General features: G+C 71.0%; 16 protein-coding genes. 8 read left to right on the plus strand and 8 right to left on the minus strand.

Annotation, left to right across the window (positions count from 1 at the left end; translation table 11 throughout):
- Positions 1 to 47: 47 nt before the first annotated feature.
- Positions 48 to 446, plus strand: a complete 399-nt coding sequence (locus tag CLV68_RS16025; protein ID WP_121391514.1) for a hypothetical protein — start codon at positions 48 to 50, stop codon at positions 444 to 446.
- A 7-nt stretch (positions 447 to 453) separates the two neighbouring features.
- Here the strand turns inward: CLV68_RS16025 and CLV68_RS16030 are convergent, their stop codons facing one another.
- Genes CLV68_RS16030 through CLV68_RS16050 form a run of 5 tightly spaced genes read right to left on the minus strand, consistent with a single transcriptional unit; the run spans position 454 to position 8,565 of the window.
- Positions 454 to 1,779 carry a condensation domain-containing protein gene (locus CLV68_RS16030; RefSeq protein WP_170224393.1) on the minus strand — a complete coding sequence of 442 codons (1,326 nt, stop codon included), beginning with the start codon at positions 1,777 to 1,779 and terminating at the stop codon, positions 454 to 456.
- Positions 1,776 to 3,125 carry an MATE family efflux transporter gene (locus CLV68_RS16035; RefSeq protein ID WP_121391516.1) on the minus strand — a complete coding sequence of 450 codons (1,350 nt, stop codon included), beginning with the start codon at positions 3,123 to 3,125 and terminating at the stop codon, positions 1,776 to 1,778. The genes CLV68_RS16030 and CLV68_RS16035 overlap by 4 nt, the downstream gene beginning before the upstream one ends.
- A complete protein-coding gene (locus CLV68_RS16040; RefSeq protein ID WP_121391518.1) occupies positions 3,125 to 6,712 on the minus strand; it encodes a type I polyketide synthase in 3,588 nt (1,195 codons plus the stop codon). The genes CLV68_RS16035 and CLV68_RS16040 overlap by 1 nt, the downstream gene beginning before the upstream one ends.
- Before the next feature lie 10 nt (positions 6,713 to 6,722).
- Positions 6,723 to 7,544 (minus strand): ACP S-malonyltransferase, encoded by an 822-nt coding sequence (locus CLV68_RS16045; protein WP_147460016.1) that lies wholly within the window; start codon positions 7,542 to 7,544, stop codon positions 6,723 to 6,725.
- Between the two features lie 58 nt (positions 7,545 to 7,602).
- Positions 7,603 to 8,565, minus strand: coding sequence for an ACP S-malonyltransferase (locus CLV68_RS16050; protein ID WP_121391522.1), 963 nt, complete (start codon positions 8,563 to 8,565; stop codon positions 7,603 to 7,605).
- A 1,241-nt stretch (positions 8,566 to 9,806) separates the two neighbouring features.
- Between CLV68_RS16050 and CLV68_RS16055 the strand changes: the two genes are divergently transcribed.
- Genes CLV68_RS16055 through CLV68_RS16085 form a run of 7 tightly spaced genes read left to right on the plus strand, consistent with a single transcriptional unit; the run spans position 9,807 to position 18,346 of the window.
- Positions 9,807 to 11,318: an amino acid adenylation domain-containing protein gene (locus CLV68_RS16055; protein ID WP_121391524.1), complete on the plus strand. Its 1,512-nt coding sequence runs from the start codon at positions 9,807 to 9,809 to the stop codon at positions 11,316 to 11,318.
- A 2-nt stretch (positions 11,319 to 11,320) separates the two neighbouring features.
- Positions 11,321 to 12,406: a methyltransferase domain-containing protein gene (locus CLV68_RS16060; RefSeq protein ID WP_121391526.1), complete on the plus strand. Its 1,086-nt coding sequence runs from the start codon at positions 11,321 to 11,323 to the stop codon at positions 12,404 to 12,406.
- The gene (locus CLV68_RS16065) at positions 12,403 to 13,737 is read left to right on the plus strand and encodes a condensation domain-containing protein (RefSeq protein ID WP_170224394.1); all 1,335 of its coding nucleotides are present in this window, start codon (positions 12,403 to 12,405) and stop codon (positions 13,735 to 13,737) included. Before CLV68_RS16060 ends, CLV68_RS16065 begins: the two co-directional genes overlap by 4 nt.
- Positions 13,727 to 15,097: an MFS transporter gene (locus CLV68_RS16070; protein WP_121391529.1), complete on the plus strand. Its 1,371-nt coding sequence runs from the start codon at positions 13,727 to 13,729 to the stop codon at positions 15,095 to 15,097. Before CLV68_RS16065 ends, CLV68_RS16070 begins: the two co-directional genes overlap by 11 nt.
- Positions 15,078 to 15,377, plus strand: a complete 300-nt coding sequence (locus tag CLV68_RS16075) for an acyl carrier protein (RefSeq protein WP_121391531.1) — start codon at positions 15,078 to 15,080, stop codon at positions 15,375 to 15,377. Before CLV68_RS16070 ends, CLV68_RS16075 begins: the two co-directional genes overlap by 20 nt.
- A complete protein-coding gene (locus CLV68_RS16080; protein ID WP_121391533.1) occupies positions 15,374 to 17,053 on the plus strand; it encodes an amino acid adenylation domain-containing protein in 1,680 nt (559 codons plus the stop codon). Before CLV68_RS16075 ends, CLV68_RS16080 begins: the two co-directional genes overlap by 4 nt.
- Positions 17,054 to 17,092: 39 nt before the next feature.
- Positions 17,093 to 18,346 (plus strand): phenylacetate--CoA ligase family protein, encoded by a 1,254-nt coding sequence (locus CLV68_RS16085; protein ID WP_121391535.1) that lies wholly within the window; start codon positions 17,093 to 17,095, stop codon positions 18,344 to 18,346.
- A gap of 165 nt (positions 18,347 to 18,511) precedes the next feature.
- On the opposite strand, the gene CLV68_RS16090 is transcribed toward CLV68_RS16085, so the two are convergent.
- Genes CLV68_RS16090 through CLV68_RS16100 form a run of 3 tightly spaced genes read right to left on the minus strand, consistent with a single transcriptional unit; the run spans position 18,512 to position 21,521 of the window.
- Positions 18,512 to 20,056, minus strand: coding sequence for an arylsulfatase (locus CLV68_RS16090; protein ID WP_121391537.1), 1,545 nt, complete (start codon positions 20,054 to 20,056; stop codon positions 18,512 to 18,514).
- Between the two features lie 59 nt (positions 20,057 to 20,115).
- The gene (locus CLV68_RS16095) at positions 20,116 to 20,994 is read right to left on the minus strand and encodes a formylglycine-generating enzyme family protein (RefSeq protein WP_211346565.1); all 879 of its coding nucleotides are present in this window, start codon (positions 20,992 to 20,994) and stop codon (positions 20,116 to 20,118) included.
- Positions 20,991 to 21,521: an HdeD family acid-resistance protein gene (locus CLV68_RS16100; protein WP_170224395.1), complete on the minus strand. Its 531-nt coding sequence runs from the start codon at positions 21,519 to 21,521 to the stop codon at positions 20,991 to 20,993. The genes CLV68_RS16095 and CLV68_RS16100 overlap by 4 nt, the downstream gene beginning before the upstream one ends.
- Between the last annotated feature and the right edge of the window lie 99 nt (positions 21,522 to 21,620).

The following is a 21,620-nucleotide window of genomic DNA, read 5'->3' on the forward strand; positions in this document are numbered from 1 at the left end:
TCATGGGGTGGGCGCTGTGCGGCGCCCGCGGGTGGAGGGGTAGCGAGATGGCAGTGGCCGACCTGACGGTGAGTGCGGGCAACGACGGGCCGTGGGTGGCTGGGGGTACGGGGTCCTACACCCTGTCCGTCAGCGCTGACCTGGCGCACGAGCGGTCCGACAAGTTGGTCACCCTCACCCACACCCTGCCGATGGGCCTCACCCCGACCGCCGCGGAGGGTGACGACTGGAGTTGTGCCATCTCCGGGCACCGGGTGGTCTGCCTGTCCAGCCGGACCGTGGCCCCCGGTGAGTCCTACCCGCCGGTCACCGTGGCGGTGCGGGTGGGCAGGCACGTGACGGGGAGTGTCGAGTCGATCACCGGGCTGTCGGTCGCGGGGAGCGAGGCGAACACCTCCAACAACACCGCGGCCTCGGTGGTCCACATCGGGCCCGCGACCTCCTGACCCGGGGTCAGCGACCGTCCACGCCTTCCGCCCAGTCGACGGCGAGGTGTTCGAAGGTGTGCAGGAGGGCGGCCAGGTCGGCGCGCGGGAGGATGGCGGTGTCGGCCATGGCGCCCAGGCGGATCCGGGTGGGGGTTCCTCGGACGTCGAGGTAGAGGGCCATGCTCTCGGCGTTGGACGTGGCGGGCCAGGTCAGGGTGGTCGCGGACGGCGTCGCGGTCCGCGGTCCTGCGGGGAGGGTCGACCACATGTCGTTGAACTGGACACCCGGGGGTAGGTCACCGGCGCGGAGGACCTCGCGGGCGGCTCGGTTGTCGTAGCGGGAGTGGGCCCGGGCCACCGCCATCGCACGGGTGGCGGTGTCGAGCAGCTCGGTCAGCGACTCGCCGTCGAGGTCGGTGATGGTGTGGACGACCTGGTTGAGGGTCGTGACGCTGGCGGCGACCTCCGGGCTGGTGCGGTTGCCCTGCATGATGTCCAGGCGCAGCCGGGGTTCTGGCCAGAACGAGCGGACCAGGGCCGTGGTGAGCGCCAGCAGGACCACCGACGTGCTGGTCCGGCAGCGGCGCGCGGTTCGGCGGACCGCGACCGCGAGCAGGTCCGACTCCAGGTCCGCGCCGACGAACCGCGGTGACTCCGGGGTGGCCTGGGGCGGGATCGGCGCGGGCGCGCGGTCCAGGACCGAGCGCAGGTGCCGGATCGCGTCGACGTTGCGGCGCTGGCCCTCGGGTGAGCGCTCGGCCTGGGCGAGGTCCAGCGGCTGCGCGGCGGGCCGGGCCGGGGGCAGGGGCGTGCCGGACGCCTTGGCGTCGAGCATGGCGGTGAGCTCGCGGACCAGCGCGTCGGTCGCGGTGTAGTCCGCGGCCAGGTGCGAGAGCGTGAACGCGATGACCACCGGGATGCCCTCGTGCAGCGCGATCGACAGCCGCAACGGCAGCTCACGCGAGTGGTCGAGCGGCCGCGCGGTCCCCCGCTCCCAGCAGGTCGCGACGATGTCCTCGAACTGGACGGGGTCGTCGGCGGGACGGTCGTGGACGTCGACCGGCAGCGTGCCCGACGCCAGCACCCGCTGGGTCGGTTCGCCGCCGGGCGGCTGCGAGACGTGCGTGCGCAGCGACTCGTGCCGCACGAGCAGTTCACCGACCACAGCCAGCACGTCGCCCACCTCCAGCAGCAGCGGCACCGGGAGCCAGCGGGTCAGGAAGAAGAACGGCTTCACCTCCGGGTACCACTGGGCGAGGCTGTCCCACGTGCCCTGCTGCCCCCAGCAGAGCGGGCCGGTGCGCGCGGTGCCGCCGTGGAACTCCACGACGGCCCGGCTCTCGGTGATCACGACGGCACGACCTCCTTGTGGACCAGTGGCCCGAACAGCACGCGGCGCAGGCACAGCACCGAGTAGGTCAGCCCGGCGGTCCACCCGACGACCACCGCCCACATCACCGCCTCGACGCCGAACACGCCGTGGAACAGGTAGGCGAACGGGATCTGCACCAGCAGGAACGCGATCACCGTGCAGATCAGCGGCGCGGTGGTGCGGCGGGCGCCGTTGAGGTAGCCGTGCAGCACAACCATCAGCGTGTAGAGCGCCAGGAACGGGTAGATGATCAGCAGGTACCGCTCGGTCAGCGCCCGCGTCGCCGGGTCGTCGGTGAACAGCGCGGCGATGGGGCCGCGGGCCACCAGCACCACCGCGGAGGCGACCACGGTGAGCACGGCGGTCAGGCCGAGGGTCCTGACCAACCCGGTCCGCGCCCGCGGTGGGTCGTCCGCGCCGAGGTTCTGCGCGGTGAACGCGGTGATCGCGCCGGAGAAGTCCAGGAACAGCATGGCGGTGACCTGCTCGACCCTGGCCACGATGCTGAACGCGGCCAACACCACCGGCCCGAACGCCTGCAGGATCCAGACCAGCACCATGATCCCCAACGCCAGGATGATGTGCTGGCTCGCCAGCGGGAATCCCAACCGGACGGCGTCGACGAGCTCGCGCCGCACCGCGGGCCGCCCGCCGGTCCTGGCCACCGGGTACTTGCGCGCGGCCACCACCAGCCCGACGACCAGTGCCGCGGTGGACGAGATCGCCGTCGCCAGCGCGGCACCGGCGATCCCCTGGTCCCAGGCCGCGACCAGCAGCAGCACCAGCGCGGCGTTGGCGACGCTGCCGAAGCCCGCCACCCACAGCGCCGTCCGCGAGTCGCCGAGCCCGCGCAGGTACGCGCTGACCGCGGCCGTGCCGAAGATGCCGGGGAAGCCCAGCGACAGGGTGCTGAGGAACACCGACGCGTCGTGCGCGAGCTGCCCGCGCAGGCCCATCACCGCCAGCGCCGGGTCCACCAGGACCGTCGCCACGAGCACGCAGCCCACCGACCAGACCGCCGTGACCAGTGCCAGCGACAGCACCACCCCGCGCCTGGCGTCGGCGTCCCCGGCGCCGCGCAGGTGCGCCAGCCGGATGGTGAACGCCGTGCCCAGCCCGATGAACATCGCGTTGAGCAGGTAGAACAGCGGGCCGGCCGCACCGATCGCGGCGAGTCCGTCGACGCCCGTCCAGTGCCCGACGACCACGCCGTCGACCAGCAGGTACCCCTGCTGCAACAGGTTCGCGGCGGTCAGCGGCAGCGCGAACCCGAGGACCTTGCGCAGCGGCGGCCCGGTGGTCATGTCCGTGGCGTCGGCGCCCATCAGACGGCCTCGGGGTTCATGTCGGCGAAGGTGACCAGGTCCTCGATGTGGTAGGCGATCTCGCTCACCGTGCGGTCGGCGAGCAGGTCGGCCACGTCGTAGCCGACCCCGTGGACGGTGGCGATCGTGCTCGCGACGGTGGCCGCCATGATCGAGTCGCCGCCCAGGTCGAAGAAGTCGCCCTCCACGTCGAGTTCGTCGTAGCCGAACGCGAGCGCGAGGCACTGCGCGACGGTCCGCTCCACGTCGGTGAACTCGTCGCGGCCGGTCAACTCGACCTCGACCGCGGCGACGGTGGCCCTGGTCTTGTCGGCCGCGGCGCGCAGCCGCTCCCGCAGCGCGCGCATCTCGTGCTCCACCTTGGCCTCGATGTCGGCCGAGAGCGCGACGTCGTAGGACCGCAGCAGGTGGATCAGCTCGCCGCGGTAGTTCAGCTCACCGGCGAACAGCCGCGACCTGCCCGACCGCAGGCCCGCGTCGAGGACGTCGAGGCCGGTGGCGGTGGGCAGCGCCTTGAACATGGTGTCGCCGTTGGTGCCGAAGTCGACCGCCATGCCGATCTCCTTCCACGCCACCCAGTCCAGGGCGATGACGTGGCAGGGGCCGCCCGCCCTGGCCCGCGCCAGGTTGTCCAGGTAGTAGTTGGCCGCGGCGTAGTCGGCCTGGCCGGGGGCCGGGAACACCGAGGCCACGGACGAGAAGTGCGCGATGAAGTCCGGCTGGTCGGCCTCGGTCAGCCGGTCGAGCACGACGGCGGCGTGCAGCTTGGCCCGGACGACCGCGTCGAAGTCGGCCCGTTCGCGGAACATCACGGTGCTGCCGCCGGGCAGGCCCGCCGCGTGCACGACGCCGTCGATGCGGCCGTGGTCGCGCTGGATCTCGGTGATGGCCGCACCGAAGGCGGCCGGGTCACCCGCGTCCGCCGCGACGACGCGGACCCGCGCGCCGGTCTGCTCGATCTCCCGCACCGCGGCAACGCGCCGGGCCACTGGGGACCCGCTCGGCACCACCGACACGTCGTCCCACTGCTCGCGCCGCGGCAGCCCGGACCGGCTCAGCAGCACGAGATCGATGTCCGGCTGGGTGGCGGCGAACCGGGCCGCGACGGCGAGACCGAGGGCCCCGGTGCCGCCGGTGATCAGGTATGTGCCACCCGCGCGCAGGTGCTCGGCGGGGCCGTCGGTGTCGACCTCGGGCACCTCGACGAACACCTCGCGCAGCCGCCTGTCCCCACGCAGCACGGACAGCCCACGGTCCTCGGACAGCACCTCGGCGCGCAGGGCGGCCGGGGACACCGCCGGGTCGAGGTCGATGTGGCTGACCTTGATGTACGGGTACTCGCGCTCGACGACCTTGCCGAACCCGACCAGTGCCGCGTTCTCCGGCACCACCTGCTCCCCCGGCGCCGCGCACACCGCGGTCCTGGTGAGCACAACCAGGCGCGTCTTCACCCCGGCCGCCATGAGCGACTTGGTCAGCTGGAACAGGCCGTCGAGGTTCTTCGCCACCCGGTCGTCCACAACGGACACGTCGAGCACGGCCTTGTCCTCGAAGGCGGTGGCGTGCAGCACGTGCGTGACGCCCTCGTCGACGAGCCGGGCCACCTCGGCGCACCCGGCGGGGTCGGTGGGCCGGAACGGGGCGCCGCCGGGGACGACGGGTTCGCCGATCCGGATGAACCGCACGTCACCGAGCCCGGCGGCGGTCAGGACGTCCTCGGCGTCGGTGTCCGGGTCCACGATCGCGAGCGCCCGCACGGGATCCGCGGCGACGACCGACAGCGGGACCTCACGCAGCTCCACGTCGTGGGTCACCGGGTGCCGCTCGTCGTGGGTGGTGAGGTTCATCGTCTCGCGCCACGTGTCCGGGAACTGCACCCACGCAACAGTTTCGTCGAACGCGTAGCCGGGCAGTCGGACGATCCGCGGCTGCCGGTCCCCCGTCGAAACAAGGTCTACCTTGCCATCACGGAGGAAGCTGGTGGCTGCCTCGCCCAATGGCCCTTCCGGCAACGGATCGCGCTGCTCGGCCAGCAAGCCCACCAGCTGACGGCGCAGGTCGGCGGCGTCGGTGACGACCACCGCGATCCGGTGCCGGTGCCCGGCCCGGGAAACCCGGGTCGTGTGGCAGACGTCGGCGATGTCCACGCCGTCGAGCCCGTCCGCGTCGATGAACGCGACGTGCCGCTCCACAGTCCACGTCAATGACTTGATCGTCGCCGCGCTGAGCACGAACAGTTGCGGACCGGTGGACGCGGGCCGCTCGTCGACCGCGATGTGCTCCTCCAGCACGGCGTGCGCGTTCGTGCCGCCGAGACCGAACGCGCTCACCCCGGCGCGGCGCAATCCCCCCGGCTGCCACGGACGCGGCTCGGTGGGCAGGTACAGCGGCCCGGAGGTGAAGTCCAGCTTGGGGTTGGGCGTCCGGTAGTTGGCCTGCGGTGGGATGATCCCGTTGCGCAGCACCGCGATCGCCTTGATCAGACCGACCACACCGGACCCCTCGAACAGGTGCCCGACGTTGGCCTTCACCGTGCCCACCGCGCAGAACTGCCGGTCGGTGGTGTGCCGGGCGAACGCCCGCTTGATGCCCTCGTGCTCGATCGGGTCGCCGACCCGGGTGGCCGTGCCGTGCGCCTCGAAGTAGCCGATGGTGCGCGGGTCGACGTCGGCATCGCGCCACGCGCTGAGCAGCAGGTCGGCCTGGGAATCGCTGTCGGGGTTGGTGATGCCCTCGGTGTTGCCGTCGTGGTTGACCGCGCTGCCCTTGAGCACCGCGTACACCTGGTCGCCGTCGGCGAGTGCCCGGTCGAGCCGCTTGAGCACCACCGCGCCGGAACCCTCGCCGAACCCGGTGCCGTCCGCCGCCTCGTCGAAGGTGCGGGTGACGCCGTCGGACGACTCGATGCCGATGTTGGAGTGCTGGTGCCTGACCGGCGCGAACACGATCCGCGCGCCGCCGACCACGGCCAGGTCGCAGTCGCCGAGCAGCAGCGCGTTCTTGGCCTGGTGCACCGCGACCAGGGTCGCCGAGCACGCGGTGTCCACCACCATGCTGGGGCCGCGCAGGTCGAGCAGGTGCGAGAGCCGGTTGGCCAGCATCGCCGGGATGTTGCCGGTGATCGCCTGCTGGCCCACCGACGGGTCGACCCGGCTGATGTAGTCCAGGTAGGTCGAGCCCGGGTTGACCGCGAAGCCGACGAACACCCCGGTCCGGCTGCCGCGCAACCGCTCCAGCGAGTAGCCCGCGTCCTCGAAGGCCAGGTACATCGCCCGCAACACCATCCGGTGGTGCGGGTCGGTCAGCGTCGCCTGCCGCGGGTTCATACCGAACGCGGTGTGGTCGAAGTGGTCGACGGTGTCGAGGAAGTAGCCGTTGTGGTACTCCACGTCCGGCTCGTCCAGCGGGTCGATGCTGGTCGCGCGCAGGTAGGAGATGTACTCGGCGAGCTTGGCCGCCCGGTCGGCCGGGAACGGCCGCGCGGTGCCCGACCCGGTGCTGACCAGCCGCCACAGCTCGTCGAGCCCGGACGCGCCGGGCAGGTCGACCGATAAGCCGACGACGGCGATGTCCTTGTCGTGCCCCATGATTCCCCGCTCAGTGGATCCGGGTGACCAGCGCGGTCACCGTCCGGCCGTTGACCTCGTCGAACTCCGTGACACCCAGCGCGCGCAGGGTGTGCACGACCCGCACCCACTCGACCGGCTCGGCCAGCTGGCGGGCCAGCAGGTCCGCGCCGTCAGCGGGGTCGAACAGCTCGCCGGTGACGCTGGAGACCACCGGGACGGCGGCGGGCGCGAAGACCTGCTCGGCGAGCACCCCTCGCAACCGGGCCGCGGCGGGCGCCATCAGCGGGGTGTGGAACGGACCGCTCACGTTCAGCGGCACGACCCGCGCGCCGGGCAGCGCGGCGATCGCCTTGCCCGCCACGGCGAGTTCCGCGCGGTCACCGGCGATCGTGGTCTGGGTGTCGGCGTTGAGGTTCGCCAGGAAGACGTTCGGCAGGCAGGTCTCGGTGAGCGCGCGGCGCACGAACGCGGCGGGCACACCCTGCACGGCGGACATGCCGCCGCCGGTGACCTCGGCCATCAGCTCGGCGCGCCTTGCCACCAGCGCCAGCCCGTCGGCCAGGGTGAGCACGCCCGCGGCGACCAGCGCGTTGTACTCCCCCAGGCTGTGCCCGGCCACGAAGTCGGGCTGGGGCTGCTCTCTCGCCAGGAGCGCGTTGACGAAGAACACCGCGGGCTGGGCGAAGCGCGTGTCGCGCAGCCGCCGCAGCGGGTCGCGGGCGCACAGCTCCTCGATCGAGTAGCCCAGCACGTCGTCGGCCAGCGCGGTCGCCTCGGGGTGGCGGGCGAACAGGTCCGACCCCATCCCGCGCTTCTGCACGCCTTGACCCGGGAACAGCAGACAACGCACGGATCGCTCCTTCTCAGTGGACTCGTCCTCGGCGGGCTTGACCTCGGGTGGGCCTGTCTCAGTGGGCTTGTCGCAGGGGGTGGAAGCGGGTGGTCGGGGCGCACTCGCGGGCGAACCGGCGGGCGCCCGGGCCTGGGCCCGCGTCCAGCACGCGGTCGGCGGCCGAGTCGGCGATCGCGTGCTCGACGGCGGTGGCCCAGTCGTTCGGGTGCGCGAAGACCTGCCGCAGGTACTCGTCGACGAGGTCGTCCGCGGCCCGCAGGTCTCGACCGGCGTCGGCCGCGTAGACGGGCAGCGCCAGGTCGTGCGGCCCGGGCATCGGGCCGATGGCGGGCAGATCGGCGCGTACCCGCTCGGGCAGGTCGGCCAGCAGGGGGCTGTGGAACGGGATCGTCGTGGGCAGGTCGGTCCAGGTGCCCGGCTGGGTGCCGCGCAACGCGCGCAGGTCAGCGGGCGGTCCGGTGAGCACGTGCGCGGTCGGGGTGTTGACCAGGCCGATGACCACGGTGGGGTGATCGGCGAGCACGGCGCGCAGGTCCGCCGTGGTCGGGCCCGCGACGGCGGCCATCGGGGTGCCGCCGGGGGCGACCAGTTGGTTGGCGCGGGCCAGGCTGACCAGCACCAGCTTGACCGAGGCCGACGCCAGCGCGAGGAAGTCGTCCACCCGGCGCAGGCGCGCACCGGCCACGATGGCGGCCTGCAGTCCGATGCTGTGCCCGAGCGCGCCTGCCACGTCGTCGGGCAGGGTCCCCGGTTGCAGTAGGCAGAGTTGGTGCACGTGGACCAGCACGCCGGTCGCCACGGAGTCCAGCACGGGCGGCGCCACACCGTCGAGCCACTTCGCCAGCGGTAGCCCGTCGGGCAGCGCGGTCGGCCCGAGGTGGTCGACCGCCTCGTCGAGCGCGCGGTGCACCGACTCGAAGAACGCGGCATTCCCCTGGTGGCGACCCGCTTGCCGCACCACCGGGATCAACGACTCGGTGCGCGCGCCGAGACCGTCGAACAGGACAAGCGACCGCATCACACCTCGACCTTTTCCGACAACCGGGACACGGGGGCGAACATCGCATTTCGGGTGACCGCAATCACCAACTGGCAGCCATTCTCCGCCGTACACCGTCCCTTTATGACTTGCCCGATCCGACGGAGTTCTCCCAGGTCCGACCAGTACTCCGCCGCTCACGCTAATACCGCGCCCGGCCGATAGACAATTACCAACCTCCGCCCTCCACCCGATCGGCCCAGTTCTTCACCGATAGTCACCACCACACAATTCACCTCTCCGCTGTCCGAGATCTTCCGGCGACCCGCACTTCCGTTACCCGCGCCTGCACTGACGAAAGGCGCCATTCAGGGTGCGCCACAAGGGGGGTCGAAGTGGATATCTACGGGGTTTAGGGGTTGGCAGTTCGCCCGCCCGAGAGCCGGTGGCGCCGGGAGACGATGTCGTGGTATAGGGAAACCCTGGCGGCACGGCCCGGGCACGACGAACCCACCCCGATGCCCGGGTCCGGGCGGGTCCCGGCGGCCCGCCGGACCACAGTCCACAATGGTCGAACGGACCAGCGCGCTCGATCAACCGGCGGGCGATTGTCCACTTGCGACTTCTGGCGGAATGGTCAATTGCCAAGGGCCCGGCTCGGGAAACGCACGCGACTGATGCACGTGCATGTCACAACTATCGCGTCCTTACGTCACGGACAGTAGATCGAGCGCTTCTGCTCAATTCCGCTTCGGGCAGACGAACCCGCCCGGGTGAACGGGTCCGGATGGGCCAACAGCAAAGGGAGTGGCGGGCGGTTGCCTGTATTCCGAGTGGACGTTTATTGCCGGTGTGTTGCGTGTCGCCAGACGGGCGGACGCCGTCGACAGGTAGTGTGACCTGCGGTTATGACACAAGAGTCACCATCGAGAGCGGTGCGCGAGGTGGCGCGGTAACGAAATCGGACAGGAAGGCATGGGAGTCGTTGCGGTGCGGCAGGTTCCTGTGCCAGCATCAATCTCACGCGCATCGTCGCGTTTCGATGACGAGACCCAGGGGGGTAGCGCCATGACCACTACTTTCTTGCGCGGAGTCCAGGTGGCCCAACCGATCCGGTTGGTCGGCTAGTCCTTTCCTCCGCGCACTGGCGCCCGGCCGGAAGGCCGCGCCGACACCCGTGGACTCATTGACGGGTCCCTTCACCCTGCCCGGTCGAGCGGAACACGCATTCCGCTTGCCACCGGCGGGGCCATTCGCGAAACGCTACACCGAGGGGTTTCATGCTGGGCGGAATCAACCCCGCGGCGCCGCAGCGCCGCGGGGAAGCGGATCTGTACGCGTTGATTGAACAGAACCTGTTGTCGCACAACGACCGCGTCGCCGTGTCCGACGATCGCGGTGAGCACGACTACGCCTGGTTGGGGCGCCGGGTCGACGAGATCGCCGGTGCCTTGCACGGGCGCGGTTGTCGACCGGGAACCCGGGTCTGCCTCGCCGTGCGCCACGGGGTCGACCTGGTCGCGTCGGTGCTCGCCGTGCTCAAACTCGGGGCGACCTACATCCCCGTCGACACCAGGAACCCGGTGGACCGGATCGGTCACATCGTGTCCGACAGCGGGGCGACGGCGATCGTCCACTCGGGCGAGCACACCGAGTTGGCCGACCGGTTCGGGTTGGTCGACGTGGTCCTGCGCGGGCTGGGTCGACCGGCCCACCCGATCCCGACGGCCGTCGTCCAGCCATCCGACCTGGCCTACATCCTTTACACCTCAGGGTCGACGGGGAATCCGAAGGGTGTCGGCATCACGCACGCGAACCTGGCGAGCTACGTCCGGTGGGCGGCCCAACGCTACATAGACTCACCCGACGACCGGGTCGCGCTCTACACAACTCTCGCGTTCGACTTCACCGTCACGTGCCTGTTCCCGCCCCTGCTCGCGGGCGCGTCGATCGCCGTCTACGACGGTGTGCGCGATCCGATGGTGATCCAGCGGATCCTGGCCGACCGGTTCGTGACCGTCATCAAGATCACCCCGTCGTACCTGCACCTGGTGTCCCAACTGCACAGCGGCACCACGCACCTGCGGCGCGTCGTCGTCGGCGGCGAGGACCTGCCCGCGGAACTCGCGGCGCGCGTGCACCGCCTGCTGGGACCGGTGGAGATCATCAACGAGTACGGCCCGACCGAGGCCACCGTCGGGTGCGTCGTGCACACCTTCGACCCCGAGACCGACCGGGACGGATCCGTGCCGATCGGCGCGCCGATCCCGGGAACGCGGGTGTACCTGGTGGACGAGGACGACTCCCCCGCGCTCGAGCAGGGCGAACTCTGCCTCGCGGGCGCGGGCGTCGCCCCCGGCTACCTCAACCGCGAGTCGACCGCCTTCACCGACAACCCGTTCGAGCCGGGAACGACCCTGTACCGCACCGGCGACATCGTCCGGCGCGACCCGCGGGGCGACCTGGTCTTCGTCGGCAGGAAGGACGACCAGGTCAAGATCCGCGGCAACCGGGTCGAGTTGGCCGAGGTGTCGGCCGCGATCCTGAACCACCCCATGGTGGCCGCGGCGTACGTGACGACCGTCCGCGAGCACGGCTCCCGCACGCTCGTCGCCGTGGCCACCAGCACCGAGGGGCTCACCGAGTCCCTGCTGCGCAAGCACCTCGAGCAACAGCTACCGGGCTACGCCGTGCCGAGCAGCCTGGGGGTCGTCGACGACCTCCCGCTGACGCTCAACCAGAAAGTCGACCGAGCCGCCGTGCTCACCGTTCTCGGAAAACTGGGAGGCTGACGATGACCGCATCGACCACCGACGAGTACCAGCGCGCCGCCGGCGCGATCGCGCCGATCTGGGCCGAACTGCTCAACACCGGCGACGACCGGATCACCCCGTCGACCGACTTCTTCGCCGCGGGCGGGCACTCGCTCACCGCCATGCTGCTGGTCACCAGGGTCGCCACCGACCTGGGCAAGTCCGTCCCGCTGTTCGCGCTGGTGGAGAACCCGACGCTGGCCGCGTTCGTGGAGTACGTGCTGCGCGCCGAGGACGCCACCGCGGTCGTGGAGGAGCGGGCGCCGGACGGGTCGACGACCCAGACCGAGCGGCTGCTGGGCTACAACGAGCCCACGCGCCGCGAGAACCGCAACCAGCGGTTCGAGTACTACTACGCCAACGCCATCAGCAGCGCCGCGCACGCGGAGTTCTGCGAGCAGGTCTACGGCCGCAACCTCGGCCAGCACGGCATGGCCGACTTCGGCCAGATCGACCGGATGCTGGAACTGCTGGGGGCGAAGGAGGGCGACACCATCCTCGACCTCGGCTGCGGCTACGGGCTGATCTCGCAGTACATCGCCGAGAAGACCGGCGCGAACGTCGTCGGCGTCGACCTCTCCGCCAGCGCCATCGCCTACGCCCAGGGGTTGGCCGAGTCCGACGACCGGCTCAGCTTCCAGGTGCAGGACGCCAACGACCTGACCTTCCCGGCGGGCACGTTCACCCACATCGTCTCCATCGACACCATCTACTACGCCCCGTCGCTGCGGGACCTGCTGCGCCGGTTCCAGGAGATCGGCACCGCGGACCTGCGGGTCGGCATCGTCCGCACGTTCCCGATCCGCACGTTCACCGCGGACACCTGGAGCCCGGACCGCACCGAGTTGGCGACGCTGCTGCGCGAGCTGTTCGGCGGCTACGACACCGTCGACCTGTCGCGCGAGGAGAACGCGCACTGGAAGAAGAAGGTCGAGGTGCTCGACTCGCTGCGGGGCAGGTTCGCCGCGGAGGGCAACGAGGAGCTGTTCGAGTTCCGCTACGCCGAGGCCGCCTACGAGGCCGGGATCGAGCAGTACCGCTACATGTTCGTGTCGAGGACCGCGTGACCGCCGTCCGCACCCGACCGCGGATCTCCGAGCTCCCGCCCGCTCCCGGCGTGTCCTTCAACCAGGAGCAGATCTGCCTGCTGGAGGCGTTCTACCCGCGCAACAAGGCGTACAACGCCCAGGCGGAGATCCGCGTGCGGGGCGCTCTCGATCTGTCCACTCTGGAGCGGGCGGTGTCGCACGTGGTCGAGCGGCACGAGATGCTGCGCACCACGATCAGCCTCGGCGCCACCGGCTACCTGGCGACGGTGCACCCGCCGTTCCCGTTCACGATCAGGCGGCACGACCTGACCGGCCTCCCCGACGGGGAGGCCGAGCGGGAGTTGGCGGCGATCCGGTCGCGGTTGCAGGACCAGGTCTTCGACACCACCGTGCTGCCGCTGCTCACCCTCGACGCGGTCCGGCTGGCCGCGGACGAGTGGGCGCTGTTGCAGGTCGAGCACCACGCGGTGCACGACGGCTGGTCATTCGGCAGGCTCTGGGCGGAGATCCAGGACTGCTACGACGCCCTGGCCGGTGGCCGGGCGCCCGAGTTGGCGGCGTTGCCCGCGCAGTACCAGCAGTTCGTCCGCTGGCAGCGCGACCGGATGGCGGGCGAGTACGGCGAGCGGGCGGTCGAGTTCTGGTCCGACTACCTCGACGGCGCCGGGGAGGTGGTGCTCGGCGGCGAACCGACCGGGGCGGACAGCCTCGACGGCCACAACCTGGAGCTCACCGTCACGGCGGAGACCTTCGCCCGTGTCCGGGAACGGGCCGGGGAACTCGCGGTGTCGCCGTTCGTGGTGATGTTCAGCGCCTACGCGCTGCTGCTGGCAGGCAAGACCGGCGCGACCGACTTCTGCGTCGGGACCGCGGTGAACGCCAGGACCGAGGCCGAGTTGGAGCCGCTGGTCGGCATGGTGGTCAACACCGTCCCGGTGCGGGTCGCGGTCGGCGCGGGGGAAGGGCTGCCCGGCGTGGCCCGCGGCGTGCAGGGGTCGCTGTTCCGGGCGCTGCGCTACAACGACGTGCCGCTGTCGCTGATCGTGCGCAGGCTGGGGCTGGCGCAGCGGCGCGGCCGCAACCCGGTCTTCCAGCACTGCTTCAGCTTCCACGACTCGGACGTGCCACGGCTGCGGTTCGGCGGCGCGACCGCCGAGATCCGCGAGGCGCAGAACCAGTCGGCGAAGTTCGACATGAACGTGGTGGTGATCCCGCCGAGCCCGACGCGCGACACCGGGCACGCGCGGATGTTCTGGCAGTTCTCCCGCGCGGTGTTCTCCCGTGCGGAGGCCGTGGCCCTGGCCGCGGAGTACGAGCGGTTGCTGGTAAGGGTTCTCCATGAGCCATGAGACGACCAAGGCAGGGTACGTGCCCGCCGTGGTGATGGGCCTCGGCGGATTCATCGCCACCTTCGACGTGACCGCCGTGTCGCTGGTGCTCTCCGACATCGGGGCGCGCTTCGAGGTCGACCTCGCGGGGTCGGTCTGGGTGATGAACGGCTACAGCCTGGCCCTGACGATCATGCTGATCACCGCGGGCGTCCTCGCCGACCGGTACGGCCACCGGCGCTCGGTGGTGCTCGGGGCCGCGTTGTTCGGCTTGGCGTCGGTGGCGTGCGCGTACGCCCCGGTGTACGCGGTGCTCGTCGGCGGCCGCGTCCTGCAGGGTGTCGGCGGGTCGTTCATCGTCTGCGGCGGGCTCGCGCTGGTCGGCAGGCTCTACACGGAGAAGGCCGAGCGGGTGCGCGCGTTCGCCCTCATCGGCACCATCCAGGGGTCGGCGCTGGTGGTCGGCCCCGGCCTCGGCGGGCTCATCGCGAGCGCGCTGGGCTGGGAGTGGATCTTCCTGGTCAACGTGCCGGTGTGCGCGGTGATCATCGCGGGCTGCCTCACCGCGCGGGACCAACCGGGCGAGCGCAAGGACAAGCCGCTCGACGTGCTCGGACTGGCCACGTTCAGCGCGTTCCTGTTCGTGGCGACCTGGCTGCTGCTCTACGGCCCGGTCATCGGCTCGACCCGGCTGAGCGCGCCACTGGTCGGCGCGGTGCTGGTGGCCCTGTTCGCGGCGTTCGTGCTGGTCGAGCGCCGCGTCCGGTACCCGGCCGTCGACCTGGGGCTGTTCCGGGTACGCGGCGTGGTCGGCCTGGCGCTGGTCCCGCTGTGCCTGGCGGTCGGGTACTGGTCGCTGATGGTGTACCTGCCGCTGTTCCTGGAGTCCTCGCTCGGCCTGGGGTTGGCGACCACGTCGTACCTGATGCTGTTCTTCACCGTGCCGCTGTTCGCCGTGCCGTACCTGGTCACGGGGGTGGCGACGCGAGCCAGGCAGAGCACGTTCTTCGGCGGTGGCCTCGCCGTGGTCGCGGCGGGGTGCCTGCTCATCGCCGTGGGAGCGCAACTGCGCACGTTGGCCGTGGTGATCGCCGGGATGACCATCGCCGGGATCGGCGCGGCGACGGTGCAGAACCAGGTGACCGGGGCGCTCATCGCGAGCGCGCCACCGGAGCGTGCCGGGTCGATCGCGGCGGTGATGACCATCCTGCGCCAGGGCGGGTTCGCCGTGGGCAGCGCCCTGCTGGTCAACGCCACCAACGGCTACCCGACCCTGTTCGCGATCTGCGTGCTGGTGACCGGGGTCGGCGCGCTCAGCACGTTCCTGCTGATCCGTTCGGACGAGACGAGAGGGGTGACCAGTGCGGTGGGAACCGGCTGACCGCGCCGCGGCGGTGGCGGCGATCTGGCGGGAAGTCCTCAACCGGGAGGCGGTCGACCCTGACGACGACTTCTTCGCCGTCGGGGGGACTTCGCTGGCCGCGGTGAAGTTCCTGGCCGAGGTGGAGGAGGTGTTCGGCATCGACGTGCTGACGCCGGAGGACCTGTACCGGGGCCCGAAGTTCGCCGAGGTACTGGCGGTGATCGCGGCCAACTCCGGCGCCGCGGTCGAACCTTCCGCCGCACTCGGGCCGTCCGCGGCGACCGGCCCGGCACTGTGACCGAGTCAGCGGGCGTCATCGAGTCGCCAGGCGCTGCCGAGCCGTTGGGCACGGCCCAGCCGAACACCGTGGTCACGCAGGCGGACCTGGCCCAGCCAAGCGGCGCGGCCGAGCCGACCGGCGTCATCGAGCCTGGCACCGTCGGCCCCAGCGTCGTGATCGAGCCGGGCAGCGTGGTCGAATCGGGCAGCGTGGTCGAATCGGGCGGGGCGGGGTTTCCGGATCGGGCTGTTGGCGAGTTGGTCGCGTGGCAGGCGGGGCGGGTTCCTGGGGCGGTGGCGGTGCGGTACCGCGATCGTGTGCTGACGTACCGGGAGCTTGATCGTGCTGCCAATGCCGTTGCTTGGCGGTTGCGTGAGGCGGGTGTGCGGCAAGGGGCTGTCGTCGGGGTGGCGATGGGGCGGACGCCTGAGTTCGTGGTGGCGTTGTTGGGAGTCCTCAAGGCGGGCGGCGCGTATATGCCGATCGACGCCGGGTGGCCCGCGGCTCGGTTGGCGACGATGGTCGGATTGGCGTCCGTGCGGGTTGTCGTCACCGACGCGGCCACCGACGTGGCGCTGCCTGAGCACGTCACCCACCTGCGGTTCCACGCGTCGAGCCGTGATGACGGCCCGGAGGTGGCGGTGGATCCCGGGGGCGCCGCGGTCGTGAACTTCACGTCCGGGTCGACCGGGGAGCCGAAGGGCGTACTGGTCACGCACCGCGGTATCACCAGCCTGCTGTTCCCCGGAGACTTCCTCGACCTGTCCGCGGACACTGTGCTGCTCGCGCACATGTCACCCAGCTTCGACGGGATGACGGTCGAGCTGTGGGGTCCGCTGCTGCACGGCGGCACCTGCGTGCTGTTCGACGGCGCGTTCCCGAGCGCGGCGCGGCTGCGGGCGGCCATCCGGGACAACAAGGTGAACACGCTGACGCTGACCGCCGCGCTGTTCAACGTGGTCGTCGACAGTGCCCCGGATCTGCTGGATCCGTTGTCGGCGTTGGTGATCGCGGGCGAGCCGCAGTCACCGAGGCACGTTCGGGCGGCCCACGCGCGGGTTCCCGACCTGCCGATCATCAACGCGTACGGGCCGACGGAGACGACCGTGATCGCGACGACGTTCCCGATCGCCGAGCTGGCACCGGAGGCGACCTCGGTGCCGATCGGGCGGGCACTGCCCCACCGCGAGGTGGACCTGCTCGGGCCGGACCTGCGCCGGGTGGCGCGGGGCGAGGTGGGCGAGATCTGCGTGTCCGGGCCGGGGGTGGCGCTCGGGTACGTCGGTCGGCCGGATCTGACGGCGGACCGGTTCGTCACCGTCGAGGGCAGGCGGGTCTACCGCACCGGCGACCTCGGCAGGCTCACCGCGTCCGGCGACATCGAGTTCCTCGGGCGGGCTGACCGGCAGGTGAAGCTCAACGGTCAGCGCATCGAGCTCGAGGAGGTCGAGCACGCCCTGGTCGCGCACCCGGACGTGCGGCAGGCCGTCGCACTGGTGCACGGCGAGGGTGTCACCCGGGCGTTGAAGGCGGTGCTGGTCACCGCGGGTGGGGTTCCGGATGACCTGCGCGGTGCCGTGGGCGCCGTCCTGCCCGCGTACATGATCCCGGGGGACGTGCGGGCGGTCGACGCGCTTCCCCTCAACCAGAACGGCAAGGTCGACCGGGCCGCGCTCGCCGCCCTGTTCGACTGATCGTCCTTTTCGTACTCCCCGACCGCGAAAGAGGTTCAGGTGCCAGCGAAGTCCTTGCAGGTGCTGGTCGACTACGCCCGCCGCAACTCCCCCTTCTACGCCGAGCTCTACCACGACCTGCCCGCGGTGATCACGGATCTCGCCCAGCTCCCGGTCGTCGACCAGGAGGCTTTCTGGGCCGCGAACACGTTCCCGGACAACAGGCTGCTGACCAGGCCGCTGACCAACGGGATCGTCTACAAGTCCGGCGGCACGACCGGTGCGCCGAAGTTCTCGCCGTGGGACGAGGAGGAGAACACCGACGCCGCCGTCGCGTTCGGCACCGGGTTGGTCCGCGCGGGGCTGCGGCCCGGCCACCGGGTGGCGAACCTGTTCGTGGCGGGCGAGCTCTACAGCGGGTTCCTGTTCACCAACGACGTGCTGGCCAAGGCGTCGGTGGAGAACCTGCGGCTGCCGATCGCGGGCACCGCCCCGGTCGAGTTCGTCGCCGAGACGATCAGGGAGTTCGGCGTCAACGTCACCTGCGGCATGGCCTCCACCCTGGTCAAGGTCGCCGACCTGCTGCTGGAGCGGGGCGAGGTGGCCGAGTCGGTCGAACTGCTGCTGTTCGCGGGCGAACCCCTCTTCGACGACGTCCGCTCGGTGCTGGCCAAGGCGTTCCCACGGGCGGGCATCGGCTCCCTCGGGTACGCCGCGGTCGACGGCGGCCCGCTCGGCGCTCCCGTGCCCGGCGACGACGTCCGCGTGCACGAGACCCTCGCCCCGTACAGCCTCATCGAGATCCACGACGAGACCACCGGCGAGCCCATCACCGCCGCCGGTGTCCCGGGCAGGCTGGTGGCCACCAACACGTCCCGAACCCTGATGCCGGTCATCCGCTACCCGGTCGGCGACCGTGCTGAGTGGACAGACCCCGACCTCGGGCGGTTCCGCCTGCTCGGCCGGTCCGAGGACTCGGTCAAGGTCGGCCCGGACGTCCTGCGCCCCGGCGAGATCCGCACCGTCATCACCCGCGCCGACGTGCACGGCGCCATCACCGGCATGCAACTGGTGGCCCGCCACTGGGACGCCAAGGACGGCCTCATCCTGCGCCTGGCCACCCACACGCCCCCACCCGGCCTCGACCACACCATCGTCGAAGCGGTCTACGCCGCCAGCCCGCCCTACCCCACCGCCGTCCGCCGGGGCCTCATCCACCCGATCACCGTGGAATGGGTCCGCCCCTCGGAACTGGCCACGAACGCCCGGACCGGCAAGCTGATCGAGGTCGTGGACGAACGACCCACGTCCTGAACGGTCCGAGCGCCCGAACCGGCCTCGGTGGACACTCCCCTGCCCACCAAGGCCGCACGTGGCCCTATCGGCATCGGCGAAGATGGTGCCAGCGTGTCGCGTTGGACGGAGCAGCCGCGCCGGAGCGGCCCTGGTGGACGGGGCGTTGTCCACCAGGGCCGGTGGTCAGCGGCCGGTGGTGATGGTGGCTTCGAGGCGGGCGAGGGCCTGGTCGATGGTGAAGGAGGCGGCTCGTTGGCGGGGTGGGAACTGGGTGAAGGTGGCCAGGAAGCGGGTGACCAGCGCCTGGGCGGCCAGCACCAGGAACGCCTCGTTGAGGAACCAGTCGTAGTAGGTGTTCGAGGTCGTGTCGGCTCGTTCGAAGGGGTCGGTGCGGAGGTTGAAGAGCTTGGGCAGGCGGAGGGCGACGAAGGGTTCGGCCCAGAGTTGGAGGGTGCCGGTGGCCCGTTGCTCCATGAAGACCATCTTGAGGTTGTCGAAGCGCAGCGCCAGCAGGTCGCCGTCGTCGGAGAAGTAGAAGAAGCCGGGGCGGGGGCTGGAGTCCGCCGCTCCGGTGAGGTACGGGAGGATGTTGTAGCCGTCGAGGTGGACGCGGAAGGTCTTGTCCCCGGCCCGGTGGCCGTCGAGGAGCTTGGCGACGATGTCGGGCTCGCCCGCCGCGGCGACGAAGGTGGGCAACCAGTCGTGGTGGCTGATGATCTCGTTGCGCACCGTTCCCGGCGCGATCCGGCCGGGCCAGCGGATCACCTGGGGGACGCGGAAAGCGCCCTCCCAGTTGGTGTTCTTCTCCGAGCGGAACGGCGTCGTGCCACCGTCGGGCCAGGTGTTGGTGTGCGGGCCGTTGTCCGTGGAGTACACGACGATCGTGTCGTCAGCGATGCCCAGGTCGTCGAGCAGGTCGAGCAGCGACCCGACGAGCGCGTCGTGGTCGATCATGGTGTCGTGGTACGGGGACTGCCAGCGCCCGGCCTGGCCGACGCTGTCGGGCTTGGGGTGGGTGCGCAGGTGCATGTGGGTCGTGTTGACCCACGCGAAGAACGGGGTCCCCTCGGCGTGCTTGCGGTGGATGAAGTCGGCTGCGTGGTCGAGGATCTCGTCGTCGATGGTCTCCATCCGCTTCTTGGTCAACGGGCCGGTGTCCTCGACGCGCTGCTTGCCGACCCGTCCGTAGCGGGGTTCCTCGGTCGGGTCGTCCTCCTCGGTGGCCCAGCAGTGCAGGACCCCGCGCGGCCCGAACCGCTCGCGGAACTCGGGGAAGTCGGCGGTGGGCGGGTAGTCCGGCAGCTCGGGCTCCTCCTCGGCGTTGAGGTGGTAGAGGTTGCCGAAGAACTCGTCGAAGCCGTGCACGGTCGGGAGGAACTCGTTGCGGTCACCGAGGTGGTTCTTGCCGAACTGGCCGGTGGCGTAGCCGAGCGGTTTGAGCAGTTCGGCGATCGTCGGGTCCTCGGCCCGCAACCCCGTGTCGGCCCCGGGTATGCCCACTTTGGACAGACCGGTGCGGTACGCGCTCTGGCCGGTGATGAACGACGACCGGCCCGCGGTACAGCTCTGCTCGCCGTAGGCGTCGGTGAACCGCATGCCCTCGGTGGCGATGCGGTCGATGTTCGGGGTGCGGTAGCCCATCACGCCGTCGCCGTAGCAGCTGAGGTTGGTGATACCGATGTCGTCGCCCCAGATGACCAGGATGTTGGGCTTGTTCGAAGGGTCCATGGTTGCACTGTCCAATCAGGTGCCGGACCGCCGCATCACCTGCGGCGGAGCATGTTCGGTCACGGCCGGGCCACCAGGCGCAGGCCGACGTGGCAGGTCGAGGTGTCGACGGGCTGCCCCATGCGGGCGGCGGGGCGGTAGCGGCGGCAGTAGGCGGGTGCGCACAAGAAGGAGCCGCCCTTGACCACGCGCCGAGGTACGTCCGATGTGGACGAAGAGCAGCACGCGCGGACAGGTGCGGAGTGCGGCGCGTACCAGTCCGACGTCCACTCCCACACGTTGCCGATCATGTCGTGCAGGCCGTAGTCGTTGGCCGGGAAAGAACCCACGGGCGCGGTCCCCTCGAAGCGGTCCTCCACGGTGTTGCGATAGGGGAACGGGCCCTGCCAGGTGTTGGCCATGTGCACCCCGCCGGGAGCGAACTCGTCACCCCAGGCATAGGGCTTGCGGTCCAGTCCCCCGCGGGCGGCGTACTCCCACTCCGCCTCGGTGGGGATGTCCTTGCCCGCCCACGCGGCGTACGCGACGGCGTCGTCCCAGGCGAGGTGGACCACCGGGTGGTCCGGGATCCGCCGGATCGAGCTGCCCAGCCCTGCCGGGCGCCGCCAGTTGGCGCCGGGGACGTAGTGCCACCAGTTGTGGTTGTCCCGCGTGTCGACCGGCCCGGACGGGGGCACGAACACCACCGACGCGGGGACCAGCGAGCACGGGTCGACATCGGGGTAGGCGCTCGGGTCGGGTGCGCGTTCGGCGACCGTGACGTGCCCGGTGTCGCAGGCGAAGCGGGCGAAGTCGCGGTTGGTGACCGTGGTCCGGTCGATCCAGAACCCGGCCACGCCGACCTCGTGGACCGGCGCCTCCTCGGGGTAGTGGTCGTCGGAGCCCATCGCGAACGTCCCGGCCCCGATCCACACCATGCCCTCGCGGTGGGCGGTCATCGCCCGGTCGGGCGGGTGCGGACGGCCTCGACGGCGGTGACGGCACCGAGGACGACCAGGCCGACGCCGAGCGCGATCTCGAGCGCGGCGAGCGAGATCCCGGGCTGTACCAGGACGTAGATGCCCGCGATCGCGCTCAACACGCCCAGCGCGACCGACCAGCCTCCTCCCCCGCCGTCACCGAGGGCGGCCACGACCGCCAGGACGCCGCTGACGAGCCACCACGAGCCGATCAGCACGGCGAGCAGCGCCAAGGTCTGCAACGGCGCCCGCAGGCACAGCACGCCCACCAGCAGCGACAGCGCGCCGAGCAGGCCGAGCAGCACCCGACCGCCGCCGGACCCGGAGTCGGCGATGGCCTGCACGACGCGCACGACGCCGTTGGCCATCAACGTGATCGCGAACAGGACCGCCACCAGGACCAGTGAGGCGCCTGGCCAGACCAGGGCGGCCACCCCCACCCCGACCATCAGCACCCCGTTGAGCACGCCCCAGTGCCCGCTCGCGCGCCCCCGGGTCGGGTTCACTCGCGCTTCGGGCACACCTTGCTGTCGCGTCATGCGTCTCGACCTCTCCTCGACGAATGCCGCCAGAGTCGTTCGGCCGACCGGCTCACCGCATCACCC

Origin of the sequence: Actinokineospora cianjurensis, assembly GCF_003663795.1 — a bacterium.
Taxonomy (GTDB): domain Bacteria; phylum Actinomycetota; class Actinomycetes; order Mycobacteriales; family Pseudonocardiaceae; genus Actinokineospora; species Actinokineospora terrae.